The 18,351-nt window shown below is 68.0% G+C and carries 17 protein-coding genes and 1 tRNA gene; 2 read left to right on the plus strand and 16 right to left on the minus strand.

From position 1 onward, the window contains the following. Positions 1-30 precede the first annotated feature (30 nt). Genes mpaA1 through mpaB (ABRP18_RS13620) form a run of 5 tightly spaced genes read right to left on the minus strand, consistent with a single transcriptional unit; the run spans position 31 to position 4,704 of the window. Positions 31-165 (minus strand): MpaA1 family daptide-type RiPP, encoded by a 135-nt coding sequence (mpaA1, locus tag ABRP18_RS13600; protein ID WP_257021926.1) that lies wholly within the window; start codon positions 163-165, stop codon positions 31-33. After that, a complete protein-coding gene (mpaC, locus tag ABRP18_RS13605; RefSeq protein ID WP_349884830.1) occupies positions 166-1,356 on the minus strand; it encodes a daptide-type RiPP biosynthesis dehydogenase in 1,191 nt (396 codons plus the stop codon). After that, positions 1,353-2,612 carry a daptide-type RiPP biosynthesis aminotransferase gene (gene mpaD / locus ABRP18_RS13610; protein WP_349884831.1) on the minus strand — a complete coding sequence of 420 codons (1,260 nt, stop codon included), beginning with the start codon at positions 2,610-2,612 and terminating at the stop codon, positions 1,353-1,355. The genes mpaC and mpaD overlap by 4 nt, the downstream gene beginning before the upstream one ends. Further along, entirely contained in the window at positions 2,609-3,652 is a 1,044-nt protein-coding gene (gene mpaB, locus ABRP18_RS13615; protein WP_349884832.1) for a daptide biosynthesis RiPP recognition protein, read from the minus strand. Before mpaB (ABRP18_RS13615) ends, mpaD begins: the two co-directional genes overlap by 4 nt. Continuing rightward, entirely contained in the window at positions 3,652-4,704 is a 1,053-nt protein-coding gene (gene mpaB, locus ABRP18_RS13620; protein WP_349884833.1) for a daptide biosynthesis RiPP recognition protein, read from the minus strand. Before mpaB (ABRP18_RS13620) ends, mpaB (ABRP18_RS13615) begins: the two co-directional genes overlap by 1 nt. Positions 4,705-4,892: 188 nt before the next feature. Here mpaB (ABRP18_RS13620) and ABRP18_RS13625 point away from each other — a divergent pair. Next, positions 4,893-4,977, plus strand: a tRNA-Ser gene (locus ABRP18_RS13625). 177 nt (positions 4,978-5,154) lie between these two features. Here the strand turns inward: ABRP18_RS13625 and ABRP18_RS13630 are convergent. The 8 genes from ABRP18_RS13630 to ABRP18_RS13665 all read right to left on the minus strand — a co-directional run bounded on the left by ABRP18_RS13630 (position 5,155) and on the right by ABRP18_RS13665 (position 14,225). Continuing rightward, positions 5,155-5,757, minus strand: a complete 603-nt coding sequence (locus ABRP18_RS13630; protein ID WP_349884834.1) for a GNAT family N-acetyltransferase — start codon at positions 5,755-5,757, stop codon at positions 5,155-5,157. A 29-nt stretch (positions 5,758-5,786) separates the two neighbouring features. Then, positions 5,787-6,419: a phosphatase PAP2 family protein gene (locus ABRP18_RS13635; RefSeq protein WP_349884835.1), complete on the minus strand. Its 633-nt coding sequence runs from the start codon at positions 6,417-6,419 to the stop codon at positions 5,787-5,789. Positions 6,420-6,450: 31 nt separating this feature from the next. Further along, complete coding sequence (locus tag ABRP18_RS13640; RefSeq protein WP_171011033.1) at positions 6,451-7,851, minus strand: multidrug effflux MFS transporter; 1,401 nt, start codon at positions 7,849-7,851, stop codon at positions 6,451-6,453. Between the two features lie 153 nt (positions 7,852-8,004). Continuing rightward, complete coding sequence (locus tag ABRP18_RS13645) at positions 8,005-9,159, minus strand: cystathionine gamma-synthase (RefSeq protein WP_058632117.1); 1,155 nt, start codon at positions 9,157-9,159, stop codon at positions 8,005-8,007. A 75-nt stretch (positions 9,160-9,234) separates the two neighbouring features. Next, positions 9,235-10,611 (minus strand): cystathionine beta-synthase, encoded by a 1,377-nt coding sequence (locus ABRP18_RS13650; RefSeq protein WP_046747884.1) that lies wholly within the window; start codon positions 10,609-10,611, stop codon positions 9,235-9,237. Between the two features lie 96 nt (positions 10,612-10,707). Continuing rightward, positions 10,708-11,670 carry a carbohydrate ABC transporter permease gene (locus tag ABRP18_RS13655; protein WP_046747883.1) on the minus strand — a complete coding sequence of 321 codons (963 nt, stop codon included), beginning with the start codon at positions 11,668-11,670 and terminating at the stop codon, positions 10,708-10,710. Then, the gene (locus ABRP18_RS13660; RefSeq protein WP_197073161.1) at positions 11,667-12,806 is read right to left on the minus strand and encodes a carbohydrate ABC transporter permease; all 1,140 of its coding nucleotides are present in this window, start codon (positions 12,804-12,806) and stop codon (positions 11,667-11,669) included. Before ABRP18_RS13660 ends, ABRP18_RS13655 begins: the two co-directional genes overlap by 4 nt. Before the next feature lie 102 nt (positions 12,807-12,908). Further along, positions 12,909-14,225: an ABC transporter substrate-binding protein gene (locus ABRP18_RS13665; RefSeq protein ID WP_113681355.1), complete on the minus strand. Its 1,317-nt coding sequence runs from the start codon at positions 14,223-14,225 to the stop codon at positions 12,909-12,911. 286 nt (positions 14,226-14,511) lie between these two features. On the opposite strand from ABRP18_RS13665, the gene ABRP18_RS13670 reads away from it, so the two are divergent. Beyond that, complete coding sequence (locus tag ABRP18_RS13670) at positions 14,512-15,516, plus strand: LacI family DNA-binding transcriptional regulator (RefSeq protein WP_046747881.1); 1,005 nt, start codon at positions 14,512-14,514, stop codon at positions 15,514-15,516. A 164-nt stretch (positions 15,517-15,680) separates the two neighbouring features. On the opposite strand, the gene rplL is transcribed toward ABRP18_RS13670, so the two are convergent. The 3 genes from rplL to ABRP18_RS13685 form a co-directional block, all read right to left on the minus strand. After that, the gene (gene rplL / locus ABRP18_RS13675; RefSeq protein ID WP_046747880.1) at positions 15,681-16,064 is read right to left on the minus strand and encodes a 50S ribosomal protein L7/L12; all 384 of its coding nucleotides are present in this window, start codon (positions 16,062-16,064) and stop codon (positions 15,681-15,683) included. 48 nt (positions 16,065-16,112) lie between these two features. Further along, positions 16,113-16,601, minus strand: coding sequence for a 50S ribosomal protein L10 (gene rplJ / locus ABRP18_RS13680; protein ID WP_017829129.1), 489 nt, complete (start codon positions 16,599-16,601; stop codon positions 16,113-16,115). Positions 16,602-17,117: 516 nt separating this feature from the next. Further along, positions 17,118-18,095 (minus strand): hypothetical protein, encoded by a 978-nt coding sequence (locus ABRP18_RS13685; RefSeq protein ID WP_061017515.1) that lies wholly within the window; start codon positions 18,093-18,095, stop codon positions 17,118-17,120. Positions 18,096-18,351: the final 256 nt, after the last annotated feature.

Raw genomic sequence — 18,351 nt, forward strand, 5'->3', positions numbered from 1 at the left:
TTCGATGTCGACCACCTCGTCGGGATCGCGTCAGGTGGCAGCGGCCGCGCCGATCCCGATGAGGACCAGAGCACCGATCACGCCCTGATAGAAGCTGTCCCAGCTCGGCGCCTCCATCGCGTCCAGCTCCTGGAACTGGATCGTCTTCTGCGTGTTCTCCTTCATTCACTTCACCTCCTTCGGCTCGAACATCGACGGTCGGTCACCTGCACCGACCGCGTGGCTGCTCCAGCGGGATTCGCGGAGCACGTCGTGGAAGTCGCCTTCGACCAGGCCGGGGAGCATCGGCTGTCGGTTTCCCCATGCGCGCTCCGTGGTGAGTGCGATGTGGCGCATCTCATGGGCCGCGGGGCGTGACGGAAGCGGGATCCGCCATCGCTCGACGAGTGCCTCGATGCCGGTGGTGGGATCGACGGGCAGGTCGATCACGCCGGCGACCTCGGTCCAGAAGCGCTCCAGGCTGCGCGCATCGCCCCATCGTGAGTCCCCGGCGCCGATGCGGCGCCAGACGGCGCCGCAGACCGCCGCCGTGGCGACCATCTTGCGAACGCCCAGTCGGAACGCCACCTCGTTCGCGAGGTACCAGTGCCGCGCGCTGAAGGGATCGCCCCCACGCAGCGCCGATGTGCGCTGCGTGGCGGCGCTGAGACGTGCCAGACGCGATCGTCCCGTAGTCGAGACGGTGTCGTGCGACGCCGCCGCGAGGAGGGCCCTGCCGAGGACGCTGGCGTCTCTGCGCGCTCTGTCCGTTCGCCGAGGACTCGTCGAGGCACCGGCGACACGGAGGAACGCCTCCAGCGCCCCCTCGGTCACCGCCGCGGAGGGGAGGGAACTCAGCTGGCGCGGATCGAGCACGGCATGCCGCGGTCGCAGAGCACGGCCGACGATGAGACGGTAGCCCTGGTCGTTCTCGAGAACGGCCACGCAGTTCGTCTCCGACGAGGTGCCGAGCGTGGTCGGCACGGCCAGGAGGTCGACAGCCGGCGCCGCATCGGGCAGTACGGTGAGGGCCGATCGCGATGCGTGGCCGATGGCGTAGTCGAACATCCGTCGAGACACGAGCACGAGCGCGGCGATCTTGCTCGCATCGAGAACGCTCCCGCCCCCGACGGCCACGACCCTCCGCGGCGGACGGCGGATGATCTGCCGCGCGATCTCCCGCACGGTCGTCACGTCCGCCCGCTGCGCGTCGACGTCGATCCGCTGCGCCGCGCATCCGGCCAGGTGCGACGACGGGACGGCCGCGTCCGCGATCACGAGAGTGTCGTGTCCGGCGGTGAGGCGCGTGATCGTGCGCGATGCGCTCCCGTCTCCGTGCCACAGCGTGGGCACACGCGCCGAGAAGTCCGTGATCATGCCGCTGCACCCCGCGTGTGGGCGAGCCCCGCTCGCACCGCGGTCTCGGTCTCGCGGAGCTCCGCCGCGTCGAATCCGTACGCGGGTATCAGCTCGATGGAGCTCGGGCCCGGCTGCACCAGCACACCGCAGCGGGCGATGGCCGAGACGACCTCCAGCACCTCCGGGCCGGACAGCGCCGTCTCGTCGGGGTGTCGCAGACCCAGACCGAGGAAGCATCCGCTCCCGGTGATCTCGGTCACCACGTCGTCCGCTTTCAGCCGCGCGGCCAGGTCCTGCACCTCGGTCGCGAGCGCCTGGGTGACGGTCTCCACGTCGATGCGCCGCAGTTCCTCGATCACCGCGACGATGGCCGCGGCACACGCCGGGGTTCCGGCCTGCGTCTCACCGTGGACGAACGTCCACCCGCCTCGGATGAATGCCGTGGCGATACGCGGACCGATCAGGAGGGCGGCGGCGCCCATCACGCCGTTCGTCAGCGCTTTCGAGAGGATGAGCACGTCGGGCGGCGCGGCCCACCTGTCGGTGGCGAACATGATCCCGGTGCGCCCGAATCCCGTCGCGACCTCGTCCGCGACGATCAGGAATCCGTACTGTTCGCGCAGCGCGAGAAGGCGCTCGACGAACGCACAGGACAGCGCATATGCGCCGCTGCCGAGCACGGGCTCCACGACGACCGAGGCCACTCTGGTGCCTTCCCGCTGCAACAGCGCGGCCAGCTCCTCGCCGTCGTCGGCGTGGGAGACGTGGCGGACCGCGCGACGGTCGACGCCGTAGACGGACTGCAGCAGGTCGTCCCCGCTGAGGACGTGGCTGCCGTACATGGTGCCGTGATAGCTGCCCTTCAACCCCACGACCAGCGACCGAGCCGCCGAGCCGGTCTGCGCCCAGTACTGCCGTGCGAGCTTCATGGCCGCGTCGTTCGCCGCACCACCCGAGGTGGAGAAGACGACCCGGTCGTACCGGCCAGGACCGGCGAGCTCGATGAGGGCATCCGCCGCGTCTTCGGCGTAGCGATGCGGCGCCCGGAACAGCGACAGGTACGACGCGTCATGCGTGACCCTGGCGACGGCCTCGCCGATGGCCGGGTTCCCGAAACCGAGCGGCACGTTCCAGAGGCCGCTCGTGGCGCACAGGCGCGTGGAGCCGTCGGCGAACGCGATCCGGTGTCCGGTGGCGCCGACGGCGACGCGATCCGGCGCGAAGGTCGTGTCCGCGGGGAGCATCGACGTCCACAGGGCGTGCGGTGCGGTCATCGTGGCGTCTCCTCTGTAAGGCGGCCGGAGACAGGTCTGCCGCCGTGGATCCCCAGCGCGATGACCGCCTCGCGGCACAGCACTCTGGCGTGGTCGTCCGGAATGCCGAGCGCGCGGGCCACGCGTTCCGTCGCGCGGTCGGGTGTGCTCGAGGTCTGGACGAGGGCCACGACGCGGGCCGTCTGCGGTGAGAGCAGCTGACGACGCAGAGTCGTCGTGTCCGCGAGCACGAAGCCTTCCGGGGTGTCGAGGAGGAAGGGGTCCGATGAGCGGGGCTCGGCGTCGGCGAGGTCGTCGTCGACGAGCAGCCAGCCGAAGCCCGAGATCCGCGCCGTCCCGTTCCCGAGCCCGAGCATCTTGATGAGGTCGGTGGCCCGGAGGTAGCGCCCGATCCACTCGTGAGCTCCGAGGTCGCCGGCGATCCGCTCCCTCGGCGCGATGCCGGACAGGGAGGCCGCGCGCGGCAACGGGGTGGCGAGGATCGCAGGCAGGTCGCCGACCTCTCCGAGCACCTCGCCCTGCACGCCCGCTCTGACCGATCCGTCGTCACCGATGCGCAACGCGCTCGGGACATCGAAGCCGTCGGGCGCTGACAGCGTGTGTCGATCGGCCAACAGCACGCGCGGATCGATCAACGCCGTCGGGAACACCCCGGTGTCCCGAGCGAGTTCCGCGTCGTCGATGAAGGCCTGCCAGCTGGAGGCATCGAAGAATCGGACCGCCGTGGGCCCGATGATCTGGATGAACGCCGCGGCGACGTAGTCCTGGAGCTCGACGCCGCGCTCACCGAAGAACACCTCGTCCCCGGGCTCACTCACGGCGCCGTCGTACCTGCCGACGCCGGCGACGCCCTCCCACGACGGGGTGCCCTCGGGCAGCAGGACCAGGTCGTCGCTGCCCGCCACGTGGCGGACGGCATCCGTCTCAGCACCGCGCTCCACGAAGAAGATCCGTGAGTGATGCTCCCGCTCTCCGGTGATCCACTCCCGGAATGCTCGCGCTCCGAGGAGGTGCGGATCCGTCGCGTTCTGCCCGGGCATCAGGAGGCGGCCCGCCGACTCGCGCCGAGATCGATCCCCGCATCGCGCAGCTGGTCGCCGAGTCTGTGTATCAGCGGCGCGATGCCCGTCGGCCGCACGCCGAGTTCGAAGGCCAGCAACCCTGTCGCTGATGACTCGTCTCCGGTGGCCAGCAGGCATTCGGTTGCCCGCGCAGCATCGATTCCGAGTCGGAGATGTATGCGGCGATGCGGATCGACCAGGACATACTCCTCTCCGTCGTCCGTCATGAGCAGAGGAGCGTCGGCCGACACGACGACGGGAAACGCCGCACTCTCGTCCAGGGCTCTGATGAGGTGTCCCCCGAAGCCGGAGATGGTCGGACGGCCACGGCTCCCGCGCCAATCCCGCAGCGCCTCGAGCGCTGCCAGGTAGCGCCCGAACCACGGACGGTCGTCGAGGTCGGCATCGAGCACGCGAGGATCCATGATGCGGGCGAACGGCCTTCCGCGTCCGCCGACTCCGTCGGCGGCGACCCGCACTTCCGCTCTCGCGTCGCCCACCTGGCCGAGTAGCGCTCCGTCCGGGCCGTCGCGATACTCTCCGTCCGCCGTCACGTGCACGCGGACGAGGCCGCCACCGCACGCAGCGCTGGCGAGGAACGACGCGCGGGATTCCAGAGTCGCCATGGGGCTCAGCAGCTGGCCGACGAAGATCCCGTCGTCTCTGGCCGTGTCGGCATCGCTGAGGAAGGCAGCAAGCCCTTCGGCGCTTCCCTGACGGATGACGGTGGGCGAGACGATCGAGAGGAACGGCGCGGCGACGTACTCCTGCAGTTCGACGACGTGATGAGCGTCGAGCACCAGTCGGTCACCCGGCTCGCGGAAACGACCGCCGTACTCCATGACGTTCTCCTGCGCGAAGGAGGTCGAACGCGACGGCGTGAACACGACGTCGTTCCGCCCCGCCTCCCGGAGCACATCGGCCAGATGCGTCGCCGTCTCGAGGAAGAACACCGCCCCATCGCCGAGAGCACGCCGTCCGCTCACGTATTGCTCGAAAGCCGTCACGGTGCGGTGGCTGCGTCTCGTCATCGTCGAACTCGCCTGCATGCTTCCCCCAGAGAAACGTCGTATCGCGATCGAAGACGATACGTCCTCACATGAGGCTATACACGTGACGGGTGACGTGCAATATTTCACATCGATGGACGTTCGCGCGCGGACTCCCGCCCTGTCACGCAGCCCTCCCCGCATCGGATAGGATGGACAGGTTGTTCCTTGGTGACGTGTCCGAGCGGCCGAAGGAGCACGCTTGGAAAGCGTGTGTTGTGCAAGCAACCGCGGGTTCGAATCCCGCCGTCACCGCCGAAAACGAGAAAAGCCTCCGCGCCAGCGGGGGCTTTTCTCGTATTCATCGAGCGCTGGGGATTCGGGGAGGCGCGAGCGCAGCGAGCACCGGAGTCCCGCCGTCACCGCCGAAAACGAGAAAAGCCTCCGCGCCAGCGGAGGCTTTTCTCGTTCGTGTCGGGCGCGGTCCTCCGCTCAGCCGTCGAAGCGCACGCCGTAGATCTGTCCGCCCGGTTCCGCCGGCAGTCGCGTCATGCCGAGGCGTTCGTAGAAGGCGGCTGCGCCCGTGTTGTCCGGGTCGATGCCGAGGTGCAGGCCGCGCACTCCGCGTCGGGTCAGCTCGGCGAACAGCGTCTCGATGAGTAGGCGCCCGAGTCCCTGCCCCTGGGTCTCCGGAAGCAGATCGATGTGCAGGTGGGCGGGGTGGTCGACGACGTTCGGCTCGATGCCGGCCGCGCGGCTGTAGCCGTAGTCGATCATCCTGTCCTCGCGGGTGACGATCTCGGCCGGTCGCGGGTAGCGGGCCTCGAGGGCGGGCCACCACTCCTCTCGGAACCACGTGTAGAAGTCGTCGGTGTCGTCGGTCGCCACGATGTAGCCGATCGTCCGCTCGTCGTCGCTCTCGACCACCCACGCGAGGTCCGGATGACGCTCGGCGTAGGGCACGGCGAACAGGTCGCCCCACAGCGAGTCGTCGGAGAGGACGCCGGTGGCATCCGCTCCGGCATCGGCCGTCTTCACGCAGATCTCGTACAGCGCGGCACGATCGGTGGGGCGGTACGGACGGATGCGAGACAAGACGACTCCTCTGGAGGGAACGGGGCCTCTCAGCCTATCGGCGCCTCGACCGCCGGCTTCCCCTTCTGCTGCACCCACGGAAGCAGCCAGGCGGCGAGCACCAGCACGACGCCGGCACCGACCAGAGCGCCGCCGAGGGTGTCGCTGGCCCAGTGCACCGACAGGAAGGTGCGCGAGAGCGCCATTGCGAGTATCCACGCCGCACCGACGATCGCCACCCAGACCCGCGGGAACAGTACCCAGAGCACGAGGGCGATGGTCGCGGCGTTCGCGGTATGCCCTGAGGGGAAGGAACCGTAGTCGCTCACCACCAGCATGTCGTCCGGCCGAGCGCGGCCGAACAGCTGCTTGAGCACCTGCACACCGGCGGCGCTCGCGGCGAAACACAGTGCGGCGAACAGCGCACTGCGCCACCGACGCGCCAGCACGAGCGCCAAGATCACCAGCAAGGGCACCCCAAAGATCGCGACCCATCCCCCGCCGACCCAGTTCAGGACGAGGGCGAAGTCGACCATCCAGTCGGCCCTCGCTCCCGCGATGGTGTCGTTCCACCAGTTGTCGAAGCCCGGCGTCTGCGGGTAGGCGAACACCACCACGGCGCCGAGAATCGTCGCGAGCGCGAGGAGGCCCACTCCCCACCACAGCAGCATCCGCCTGTTCATCGTCCCATTCTGTCGGACGATGCCTGAACGCTCAGGGAGCGAGCATCCCGACCGTGCGCGGGCGCACCACGAACCAGAGCGACAGGATGCCGATCGCGGCGCAGCCGACCATGACGGAGGCCATGGTGGTCGCGGTGATACCCGCGTCATGCGAGAGCCAGCCCACGACCGGCGAGATGAGCCCGGCGACACCGAAGTTGGTCGCACCGATGATCGATGCGGCGGTCCCTGCGGCCTTCCCATGACGGTCGAGCGCGAGGACCTGCACGTTGGGGAACGTGAATCCGCAGGCCGTCATGAAGACGAACAGCGGGATGACCGTACCCCACAGCCCGAGACCGAGCTGGTCGGTGACGATGATGGCCGTTCCGGCGATGAGCAGCACGGCGGTGGAGTAGGCCATGACCCACTGCGGCCCGAAGCGCGCGGCCAGACGTGACGCGGTCTGGACTCCGACGACGACGCCGAGCGAGTTCACCGCGAACAGCAGACCGTACTGCTGCGCGTCGAGCCCGTGCGTCACCTGGAACAGGAAGGGCGATGCCGACAGGTACGAGAACAGACCGGAGAACGTCATTCCGCCGATCACGAGCACGCCCAGGAACACCCGATCGGACAGCACCGAACGGTACCGCTGCAGCATGGTGGCACCGCCACGGTCCTGACGCCGCGCGACGGGAAGGGTCTCCGGGATGAACAGGATCGTCGACAGCAGCATCACGATGCCGTAGGCCGCGAGCACCCCGAAGATGCCGCGCCACGGCATGAGCGTGAGGAGCCAGGAGCCGATGAGCGGCGCGATGACCGGAGCCACACCGGAGACCAGGGCGAGGCGCGAGAGCATGACGACGAGTCGACGCCCGCCGAAGAGGTCGCGCACGATCGCCATGGCCACGACTCCTCCGGCCGCAGCGCCGATACCCATGAGCACGCGTGCCACGCTGAGCAGCGCGAGATCCGGGGCGAAGGCTGCGCCCACACTGGCCAGCACGTGCAGAGCGGTCACCGCGATGAGCGGCACACGGCGCCCGACCTTGTCGCTGAGCGGACCGACCACCAGTTGACCGAGCGCGAAGCCGATCATCGTTCCGGTCAGGGTCAGCTGGATGGCGGCTGCCGTGGTCTGGAAGTCCTGCTCCAGAACCGGGAAGGCGGGAAGGTAGAGGTCGATCGTGAACGGGCCGAGGGCCGTGAGCGCGCCGAGCAGGATGATGTACAGCGTGCGACGGCCGAGGGAGATGGCATCGCCCGGGTGCAGCATGATCGGCGCGGTCGCGGGGTTCGCGCCGAGGGTGCGGATGGCGCCGGTCGCGGTCGGGATGCGGATGCTTCCCGTCGCGGTGCGTTCCGGCGGCGAGATCTTCGGTGCGTCATCGGCGGAATCCTCCGCCTTCACGACGGGGAGGGAATCAGTGCGGGGAGCGTCGGACACGACGTCCTTCCAGAGTTCAGGGGATGCAATGGTCGAATCGATTCGATCAGGGGAAGCCCCCATGTTACCGCCGCCCGGCCCGCTTCCACACGGACGAGAACGGAGAACGCACCCCCGCGGATCCGCGGAGGTGCGTCTCAGAAGGCGCCTCGATCAGCGCGAGATGCGGTCGAGTCCCTGCTCGAGGTCGGCGATCAGGTCGCCCACGTCTTCGATGCCCACCGAGAGCCGCACGATGTTCTCCGGGACGGCGAGCTCGGTACCTCGTACGGACGCGTGCGTCATGTCCGGCGGGTATCCGATGAGCGACTCGACACCGCCGAGCGACTCTGCGAGCTGGAACACCGAGGTGCTCTCGACGAAGGCGCGCGCCGCGTCGGCGCCGGCCGCGAGACCGAACGACAGCATCCCACCGAAGGCGCTCATCTGCTTCGCCGCGATGTCGTGGCCGGGGTGAGAGGCGAGACCGGGGAAGTACACCTGGGCGAACTCCGGGCGGGCCTGCGCCCACTCGGCGATGGCCTGAGCGTTCTCGGAGTGCTGGCGCATCCGCAGCGCGAGCGTCTTGATGCCGCGGGTCGTCAGCCAGGCATCCAGCGGTGCGGAGACCGCGCCGACCGCGAACTGCTGGAACTTCACCTGCTCGAAGAACCGATCGTCCGCGAACACGACCGCACCGCCGAGCACGTCCGAGTGGCCGCCGAGGTACTTGGTCGTGGAGTGCACGACCAGGTCGGCGCCGAGCGCGAGCGGCTGCTGCAGCGCCGGCGAGGCGAAGGTGTTGTCGACGACGACCGTGAGACCCGCCGCATGCGCGATCTCGGCGATCTGCGCGATGTCGACGATCTTCAGGAGCGGGTTGCTCGGCGTCTCCAGCCAGACGATCTTCGTCTCGGGGCGGATGGCGGCTCGGAGCGCGTCGATGTCTGCGAGCTCGACCGTCGTCGTCTCGATACCCCAGGGCGCCAGCACCCGGGTGAGGAGCCGGTACGTTCCGCCGTAGACGTCGTTGCCGAGCAGGACGTGGTCTCCCGGCTTCAGGATCCCGCGCAGCAGCGCGTCCTCCGCCGCGAGCCCCGAGGCGAAGGACAGCGCGCTCGTACCTCCCTCGAGAGCCGCGAGCTGCGTCTCGAGCGAAGAACGTGTGGGGTTCCCCGCACGGTTGTACTCGTACCCTGAGCGCAGGCCCCCGACGCTGTCCTGCACGTGCGTGGAGGACTGATAGATCGGCGGGATGATCGCGCCCGTGACGGGGTCTGGCGCTTGTCCTGCGTGGATGGCTCGGGTGGCGAAGGCGTGATCGGACATGCTCCTCAGCCTACGTCCGCGCTCGCACGGACGGCCGTCCGGTTACGCCCCGGGTCGGCCGATATCCCGACATCCTCAGCGCGACAGATAGGCGAGCAGATCCTGACGCGTCAGCACCGTGTGCGGCTTGCCGTCTTCGGTCACCAGCAGCGCGTCGGCATCGGCGAGCGCTGCCTTGGCCTGAGCGACGGGAGCGTGGATGCCGACGAGCGGCAGCCTCTCCCCCACGTGCGCCCCCACGGCGTCCGTCGCGTTCGCCTCACCACGGAACAGCAGGTCGAGCAGCCCCTTCTCGTCGACGGTGCCGACCACCTCGCCCATCATCACGGGCGGCTCGGCGCTCAGCACGACCAGCTGCGAGACGTCGTACTCGGTCATCATCCCGATGGCCTCGAGCACGGTGTCGGTGGGATGGGCGTGAACCAGGTCGGGGATGCCCGCGCCCTGTCGCGACGGACGAGCGGCGAGCACGTCGGCGACGGTCTCTCCCTCCTCCAGCTCGCTGAAGCCGTAGGAGCGCATCCATCCGTCGTTGAAGATCTTGCCCAGGTAGCCGCGCCCGCCGTCGGGGAGCAGCACCACCATCACGGCATCCGCGGGCAGATCCCGCGCGACGCGCAGCGCACCGACCACGGCCATGCCGCTCGATCCGCCGACGAGGATGCCCTCCTCGCGGGCAAGCCGCCGCGTCATGGCGAAGGCCTCTGCGTCTCCGACCGCGACGATCTCGTGCGGCACGGTCGGATCGTAGGCACCGGGCCAGATGTCCTCGCCCACGCCCTCCACCAAGTACGGACGACCGGTCCCGCCGCTGTAGACGCTCCCCTCGGGGTCGACTCCGACGATGCGCACCCGTCCGTCAGAGACTTCACGCAGGTAGCGACCCGTGCCCGTGATCGTGCCACCGGTACCGACGCCGGCGACGAAGTGCGTGACCTCGCCGTCGGTGTCGCGCCAGATCTCCGGCCCCGTCGTCTCGTAGTGGCTACGCGGGCCGTTCGGGTTCTCGTACTGGTTGGGCTTGAAGGCACCGGGGATCTCGCGCGCGAGCCGGTCGCTCACGCTGTAGTACGACTCGGGACTGTCGGGGGCCACCGAGGTCGGCGTCACGACGATCTCGGCGCCGTAGGCCCGCAACACGTCGATCTTGTCCTCGCCGACCTTGTCCGGCAGCACGAAGACGCAGCTGTAGCCGCGCTGCTGAGCGACGAGCGCCAACCCCACTCCGGTGTTGCCGCTGGTCGCTTCGACGATCGTGCCCCCGGGCTTCAGGTCGCCCGACGCCTCCGCGGCATCGATGATCCGCGCGGCGATGCGATCCTTCGACGACCCGCCGGGGTTCAGATACTCCAGCTTCACGAGCACTGTGCACGCCACACCCTCGGTGACGCGATTCAGCTTCACGAGGGGCGTGTCGCCGACGAGGTCGACGATCGAGTCTGCGTACTTCATGACTTCAGGGTAGACGCGCGGATGCCGCGACCGGGGCTGTGTTGCACCCGACCGCGGCATCCGTCCTCTCGAAAGGCCCCCGGTGTCTCTCGAAGGTCAGCCCTTCGTCGATCCGGCCAGCAGGCCGCGGACGAAGTAGCGCTGCAGAGCGAAGAACACGATCAGCGGCACGATGATCGACACGAAGGCGCCCGCCGTGAGCAGATACCAGTCGTTTCCTCTGGTTCCGGTGATCTCGGCCAGCAGCTTCGTGATCGGCGCGGCAGCTCCATCGGCGAACACCAGTCCGACGAGCAGGTCGTTCCAGACCCACAGGAACTGGAAGATCGCGACGGATGCGATCGCCGGCATCGTCAGCGGCAGCACCACGCGGAAGAAGATCTGGCCGCGGGACGCACCGTCAACGCGGGCCGCCTCGATGATCTCCCCCGGGATCTCCGACATGAAGTTGTGCAGCAGGTAGATCGCCAGCGGCAGCGCGAACATGGTGTGCGCGATCCACACCTGCGCGTAGCCGTCCGACGCGCCGAGCGGCTGCGTCACCTGGAGGCCGAAGAGATTGATCCCTCGCGAGAACGAACTCAGCAGCGGCACCAGGGCCATCTGGATCGGCACGATCTGCAGGGCGAACACGAAGATGAACAGCGCGTTGCGGCCCTTGAAGTCGATCCACGCGAAGGCGTAGGCCGCCATCGAGGCGATCATCAGCGGTACGAGCGTGGCCGGGATCGTGATCGCGATCGAGTTGACGAACGACTCGAGGATCGTGAGCTGCGTCGTGCCGGACTGCAGCACGTCGACATAGTTCTCGATCGTCACCTGCGGATCGGCGAAGAACGTCCACCATCCGCTCGACTGGATCTGATCGCGCGGCCGGAACGAGGAGATGAACAGCCCGAGCGTCGGGATCGTCCAGAGCACCGCGATCACGATGGAGGCGACGGACGCCCAGGGGCGCGACAGCTTCTTGCGAGCGCGTCCCGCGGAGCCTTCGATGCCGCCTCCGGTCGTGATGGCGCGGGTGCTGACAGCGGTTTCGGACTTCACGGTGTCGGTCATCGGATCTCCCGCTGCTTCTTGATCTGGCGTGCGTTGTAGATGACGATCGGCAGCACCAGGATGAACAGGATCACGGAGAGCGCGGCACTGCGTCCGGCCTCGAACTTCGAGAACTGGGTGTACATCTCGTTCGCGAGCACCGAGGTGCCGTAGTTGCCGGCGGTCATCGTCCTGACGATGTCGAACACCTTCAGCGAGGCGATCGAGATCGTCGTCAGCACCACGATCAGTGCGGGGCGGATGGAGGGGATCGTCACCGAGATGAAGCGCTCCCAGGCATTCGCACCGTCGAGCTCCGCCGCTTCGAGCAGTTCCTGCGGCACGCCCTTGATCGACGCGGACAGCAGCACCATGGCGAAACCGGTCTGCACCCAGATGAGCACCACGATCAGGAACAGCGTGTTCCACGGCTCGTTCAGCAGCCACTGCTGCGGCTCACCGCCGAACCACACCATGATCTGGTTGAGCAGACCGATCTGCTCGAACTGGGGGCCGCGGTACTCGTACATGAACCGCCAGATGATGCCAGCCCCGACGAAGGAGATCGCCATGGGCATGAACACGAGGACCTTATAGATCTTCTCGCCGCGGGTGCGGTCGATGAACACCGCGTAGGCGAGACCGACGATGGTCGACACGGTCGGGACGAGCAGCACCCAGATGATCGTGTTGACGACCGAGGTGATGCCATCGGACTGCGTGAAGATCCACAGGTAGTTGGCGAACCCGACGAAGTCCTTCCCCGACGAGTTCAGGAACGACGAGTACATCGTCTGGATGGACGGCAGGATCAGACCGACCAGCAGCAGCAGGATGGCTGGTGCCATGAAGGCGACGAGCTGGATCAGATAGCCGGCGCCGTCGCGTGATCGATAGTCGAGCCAGAAGAACAGCGCCCCGACCGCGACCGCCACTCCCATCGCCCAGTAGTAGGAGTTGAAGAACCACATCACGGCGAACGGGATGAGCAGGCACATCGCCAGCCGGATGCCGGTGTAGAGCGCTCCCCTGCGTGGAGCGATGTCCACGAGGAACAGGATGAGCGCCACGACCACCGCGAAAGCGATGACGACGGCGACCGCCTGCAGGATCGGCGGGAGCGAGCCGATCCACTGGAAGAAAATAGTCGCGTTCACGGATTCCCCTTCATCACGCGGAGCGTAACGACGACCGCGCATCGGCGTGCGGCGTCGAGAGAAGAGGAGGGCTGCCTCCCAGAGGGCAGCCCTCCTCGTCTATCAGCTGGCGGGCCAGCCCGTCTGGATCTGCGTGAGGACGTCGTCCGTCGGCGTGCCGTTGACCCAGGCCACGATGCCCTTCCAGAACGTGCCGGCGCCGACGGCACCCGGCATCAGGTCGGACGCGTCGAAGCGGAAGGTGGTGTCCGGGTCCTGAAGGATCTTGATGGTCTCCTGCAGGATCGGGTCCTTCGCGTTCGCCGGGTCGAGGCCGTTGTTGGCCGAGGTCACGCCGCCGAGGCTGACGCGGCTGTTCGCCCACTCAGGGCTCGAGAGGTACTCGAGCACCTTCTGGGTGGCCTCGGAGTCGGTGAACGCTCCGACGATCTCACCGGCACCGGTCACGGCCTTGTCGTCGGCGCTCTCACCCGGGAGCATGAACGCCCAGACGTCGCCGTCCTCCGCGACCGTCGTGCCGTCGGGGAAGAAGCCCGAGAGGAACGAGGCCTGGTGCGTCAGCGCGCACTCGCCGGCGGCGAGCTTGGGAGCGACGTCACCGAACGCGGTGGAGTTGATCGAGCGGACGTCACCGAAGCCGGCGTTGACGTTGGCCGGGTTCAGCAGGACCTCGCCGACCGAGTCGAACGCCTGCTTGATCTGCGGGTCGGTGAACTTGACCTCGTTGGTGACCCACTGGTCGTAGACCTCCGGACCGGACTGACGCAGCACGTAGTCCTCGACCCAGTCCGTTCCCGGCCATCCGGTCGCGGTGCCCGACTCGAAGCCGGCGCACCAGGCGGGCGTGCCCGTCGCAGCCTGGATCTTGTCGGTGAGGGCGCTCATCTCATCGAGCGTGGTCGGAACCTCGACGCCCCATTCCTTGAACTTCGCGGGCGAGTACCAGATCCACCCCTTGACGTTGGCCATGAGCGGAGCGCCGTAGAAGGTGCCGTCGACCGTGCCGTAGTTGACCCAGTCCTCGGTCCAGTACTCGTTGGCGTTCTTCTCGACCGCTTCCGGAGCGGGCTTCAGGTAGTCGCGGTCGGCGAAGTCGGCGAACAGGCCCGGCTGCGGGAAGATCGCGATGTCCGGCGGGTTGCCGCCCTGTGCGCGGGTGCCGAGCTGCGTCTCGAAGTCCTGGCTGCCCTCGTACTTGATCGTGATGCCGTTCTCGTCGGCCCAGTCCTTCCAGGACTCCTGGAGGAGCTTCGCCTCATCGTCGACGATCGTGCCGTAGATCGTGACGGTGGCGTCGCCTCCGTCTCCTCCGCCGGTGCTCGGTGCTCCACCGGGAGCCCCGCATCCGGCGAGCGCGATGCCCGCGACCCCCAGCAGGGCGAGCGGCGCGTAACGCCGGGAACGCTGTGACAGAGTCATGTGAATTCTCCTCTTCGAGTACAGGTTCCCGGCTGGTGCGACGCCACCCCGGGGCATCGTTAGGGAACCGATTCCAGGCCAACCTACTGGCGATCAGCATCACCGCACAACACGCTAGGGTCACAAGCTCGCAACCATTCGCGGTGCTCGCATCACACACATGGGAGCGCTCCCTCGCCGAACGCCTGGAACCGGTTCCTTTTTCGCGTGCCGGCGGCTACGCTGTGACGCGGCGCGCACCCTGCGCCGGGTCCACGCAGCCGCGTGATCAGGTCGAGGAGGACCGATGAGCACGATCGCGGACGTCGCGTCACGTGCTGGCGTGTCGAAGGCCACCGCGAGCCGCGCCCTGAGCGGCCGCGGATACGTGTCGACAGCGACCAGGCAGCGCGTCGCGGACGCTGCGCGCGAACTCTCCTACGTCGCCCATTCGTCCGCGACAAGCCTGGCGACGGGGCGCACCCGCACCGTGGGAGTGGTCATGCCCCCGGTGGACCGATGGTTCTTCGCCGAACTGCTCGCCGGAGTGCAGGAGTCGCTCTTCGCTCTGGACTACGACCTGTCGCTGTACGGCGTGCCCGAGGGCTCGAAGACCAGGGAGCGGCTGTTCGAGAGCATCCTCCCCGGGCGCCGCTTCGACGGCATCATCGCGGTCGGCATCCAACCGAGCGCCCGTGAACTCGAGCGACTGCAGCAGGCGGGGCGCCCCCTCGTCAGCGTGGGGCCCTACAGCGAGGGGTCGAGCGCCGTGTCCATCGACGACACCGCCGCCGCGCGTATCGCCACCGAGCACCTCATCGAGCTCGGGCACACCGACATCGCCTTCGTCGGCGGATCGACGGATGCCGCGGAGCTGAGCTTCGGCGATGCACAGCGACTCGACGGCTATCGTGGCGCCCTGCGGGCCGCTGGTCTCTCGGCGCACGCCCGCATCGCCGGCGCGGCCCCGACCATGCCCGGCGGCTATACGGCTGCGGCCGGACTGCTCGGCGACAGACGCCGACGCCCGACCGCGATCGTCGGAGTGTGCGACGAGGCCGCGATCGGCGCGATCATCGCGGCCAGACGTCTGGGGATCGCCGTTCCGACGGAGCTCAGCGTCGTCGGAGTCGACGATCACGAACACGCGGACATGTTCGCGCTGACCACGATCGGCCAGTCGCCGCGCGACCAGGGCCATGAGGCCGTGCGCCTGCTGACGCAGCAGATGGAGGACCCGGACGCTCCGCTCGAGCGCGTCGACGCCGCATCCGCCCTCGTGGTTCGCAGCTCTACTGCTCCCCCGCGCTGAGCTCGCAACATTCCGGGATGCCGGCGGCGGTGCCGTTGCCGGCATCCCTCGGTGCCGTCGGCGCGAGCAGTCTGGGACGCCTGGAACATCGGGAACGCCCCGGGCACGCACGAAGGCCCCGGGCGAACCCGGGGCCTTCGATCAGAAACGCGTGAGCGTCGCGATTACTTGAGGGTAACCGTTGCGCCTGCCTCTTCGAGAGCAGCCTTGGCCTTGTCGGCGGTCTCCTTGTTGGCGCCCTCAAGGACGGCCTTCGGGGCACCGTCGACGACAGCCTTGGCCTCGCCGAGACCCAGCGAGGTGAGCTCGCGGACGGTCTTGATGACCTGGATCTTCTTGTCGCCAGCGGCCTCGAGGATGACGTCGAAGGAGTCCTTCTCTTCCTCAGCCTCAGCAGCGCCTGCGCCACCCGCAGCACCGGCGACGGCGACGGGAGCAGCAGCGGTGACCTCGAACTTCTCCTCGAACGCCTTCACGAACTCGTTGAGCTCGATGAGGGTCAGGCCGGCGAACTGCTCGAGCAGTTCCTCGGTGGAAAGCTTCGCCATGATGTATCTCCTAGATAGATGGGGTTTGTAGACGAGATCGCCGGTCGCTTACGCGGCCTCTGCGGTCTCCAGCTTTTCGCGAAGAGCATCGATGGTGGCCGCAGCCTTGCCCATCGTCGCCTTCATCATGCCCGCAGCCTTCGCCAGCAGAACCTCACGGCTCTCCAGCGCGGCGTACTTGTTGACCTCGTCCGCGGTGAGGGCGTTGCCCTCGAAGATGCCGGACTTGATCACGAGAAGCGGGTTGGCCTTGGCGAAGTCACGCAGAGCCTTGGCGGTGGCGACGAAGTCACCGTGCACGAACGCGACGGCCGACGGACCCTTGAGGTCGTCGTCCAGCGCGGAGATGCCAGCCTTGTTGGCGGCGATCTTGGTCAGCGTGTTCTTCACCACGGCGTACTCAGCGTCCTGACGGATGCTGTTGCGCAGCTCCTTGAGCTGGGCAACCGTCAGACCGCGGTACTCGGTCAGCAGAACGGCAGTCGAGTTCTCGAATGACTTCGTGAGCTCGGCGACCGATGCATCCTTCTGCGCCATGGTCACTCCTTGGTGTGTACGAGGCGCCGCACGGTGGTGAGGCGCCGACCTGGACCACCTGCAAAGAGAAAAGCTCCGGCGCAAGCGCACGGAGCTTTGGAAAGTTCGTGTCCTGCGCGGGCCCCTGCGATGCAGAGCTTCGATCCTGTGCACTCACGCGCACACGATGACCAGCGGTCTTCGGTTCCCGACAACTCTACCCCACCCCCGCCTCTCCCCCCAAATCCCCCCTCCCCCGTCCCTCCCCCGTCCCCCTCCCCTCCCTCCTCACCCCCTCGTCTCCGCCGAGACCCACGTTCCGTATCGAGACCCACCCTCGGATGCGCGTCAGAGCATGGGTCTGGGCGATGAGCGTGGGTCTGGGCGATGAGATGGCGTGAGGACGGGCGCACTCCCACCGAGACCCACGCACCCCTGCGAGACCCACACCTGGATGCGCGTCAGAGCATGGGTCTGGGCGATGAGCGTGGGTCTCGGTGACACACGGGGGCTCGGCGAGCACGAGTGCAGCGTGCGTCAGGGGCGGAGGCCGAACGCACGGAGCCGCGCACCGAGAGCATCCGACGTGACGATGTCCTCGGATCCCCAGCGGACGATCCGCCACCCTGTGACCCCGCGGATCGCATCCTCCCGACGCTTCTCCGCGAGCACCACGGCCTCCGCCGATATCCCTGTGCGCAACGTCGGATCGAGGTACTTTCCTCGCCCGTCGAACTCGCCGAACGTCCGCGCTCCCCGAAAGGCGAAGTCGAGCGAGTACTCCTCGCCGTGCGGTCCGGTGACGCGCGACTGCAGATCGACCTCGGTGAACCCGAGACGGTGAAGGTGCAGACGACTCACGCTCTCTCCGGGCAGCTGAGCGCGGCCATCTGAGAACGCGATCACCTCTCGGGCCTGACGGATGCCACGGTTCGAGAGGGTTTGCGCCCGCCTCCCGAGTTCACTCCGCCACTCTGCGGCAGCCGCATGGTCCTGGTCGTGTCGCCGGACCGCGATGCGCCGTAGCGCCGCGTCAGCGACGGAGATCGCCGCTTCGGGCGTGAGCCGGCATGCCAGATCGAGCACGGTCCTCTCGAGCGAGGTGCATCTGATGCCTTCGACTTCCACGAGGTCGCTATCGCGGAGAGTGAGATCGTGCCTCGCGACACCCCACTTCACTCTGCTGCGACTCGTCGGACCGAGAACAGCGTGAACGTGGGTCGGCGAGGTCCGATAGAGCGGAAGCCCGTGGATGACGGCCGCCGAAGCGAAGCAGAATGTGGCACGGCCACCGGCGGATTCCCGGTGCACGGCGAGCACCTTCAACAGATGACGACTCTCGTCCCAGAGCTGCTCCCACTCCACTGAATCCGCGTACCAGCCGCGACGCACTCGCACGATCGAGCCGTCGTCGACCATGGCCCGGAGCTCGCGCTCCGTCACCCCTCGAGCGAGCACATCACTTCTGGCGAGAAGGAGCCGGCGCGCTTCCTCGATGGTGATGGTCCTGCGCATGCACTCGATCCTCACCCTTCCCGCAGCCCATCCACACTGCGATGACCAGCGCTTGCCGGAAGTGCGGACAACTCGCTTCACATCCACGCTGTGCAGAACAACAGTCGGCGGTGCACCTGCCTACCTGGCAGTCCCCGGACCCATGCCTATCGTCGAGGCCCATGCCCCCGAGCGACTGCGGGCGTGGGTGTCGGCGACAGCCTTGGGTCTCGACGCGGGCGGGGCGGGGCGGGGCGGGGCGGGGCGGGGCGGGGGC

Origin of the sequence: Microbacterium sp. WHRI 7836 (assembly GCF_040223885.2) — a bacterium.
In the GTDB taxonomy this organism is placed as follows: Bacteria; Actinomycetota; Actinomycetes; order Actinomycetales; family Microbacteriaceae; genus Microbacterium; species Microbacterium oxydans.

What these genes read in the sequence shown, in the direction of transcription:
- mpaA1 (WP_257021926.1), bottom strand. Translation starts at nt 165, where the DNA reads ATGAAGGAGAACACGCAGAAGACGATCCAGTTCCAGGAGCTGGACGCG.
- mpaC (WP_349884830.1), bottom strand. Translation starts at nt 1,356, where the DNA reads ATGATCACGGACTTCTCGGCGCGTGTGCCCACGCTGTGGCACGGAGAC.
- mpaD (WP_349884831.1), bottom strand. Translation starts at nt 2,612, where the DNA reads ATGACCGCACCGCACGCCCTGTGGACGTCGATGCTCCCCGCGGACACG.
- mpaB (WP_349884832.1), bottom strand. Translation starts at nt 3,652, where the DNA reads ATGCCCGGGCAGAACGCGACGGATCCGCACCTCCTCGGAGCGCGAGCA.
- mpaB (WP_349884833.1), bottom strand. Translation starts at nt 4,704, where the DNA reads ATGACGAGACGCAGCCACCGCACCGTGACGGCTTTCGAGCAATACGTG.
- ABRP18_RS13635 (WP_349884835.1), bottom strand. Translation starts at nt 6,419, where the DNA reads ATGAACAGGCGGATGCTGCTGTGGTGGGGAGTGGGCCTCCTCGCGCTC.
- ABRP18_RS13645 (WP_058632117.1), bottom strand. Translation starts at nt 9,159, where the DNA reads ATGTCCGATCACGCCTTCGCCACCCGAGCCATCCACGCAGGACAAGCG.
- ABRP18_RS13650 (WP_046747884.1), bottom strand. Translation starts at nt 10,611, where the DNA reads ATGAAGTACGCAGACTCGATCGTCGACCTCGTCGGCGACACGCCCCTC.
- ABRP18_RS13655 (WP_046747883.1), bottom strand. Translation starts at nt 11,670, where the DNA reads ATGACCGACACCGTGAAGTCCGAAACCGCTGTCAGCACCCGCGCCATC.
- ABRP18_RS13665 (WP_113681355.1), bottom strand. Translation starts at nt 14,225, where the DNA reads ATGACTCTGTCACAGCGTTCCCGGCGTTACGCGCCGCTCGCCCTGCTG.
- ABRP18_RS13670 (WP_046747881.1), top strand. Translation starts at nt 14,512, where the DNA reads ATGAGCACGATCGCGGACGTCGCGTCACGTGCTGGCGTGTCGAAGGCC.
- rplL (WP_046747880.1), bottom strand. Translation starts at nt 16,064, where the DNA reads ATGGCGAAGCTTTCCACCGAGGAACTGCTCGAGCAGTTCGCCGGCCTG.
- rplJ (WP_017829129.1), bottom strand. Translation starts at nt 16,601, where the DNA reads ATGGCGCAGAAGGATGCATCGGTCGCCGAGCTCACGAAGTCATTCGAG.
- ABRP18_RS13685 (WP_061017515.1), bottom strand. Translation starts at nt 18,095, where the DNA reads ATGCGCAGGACCATCACCATCGAGGAAGCGCGCCGGCTCCTTCTCGCC.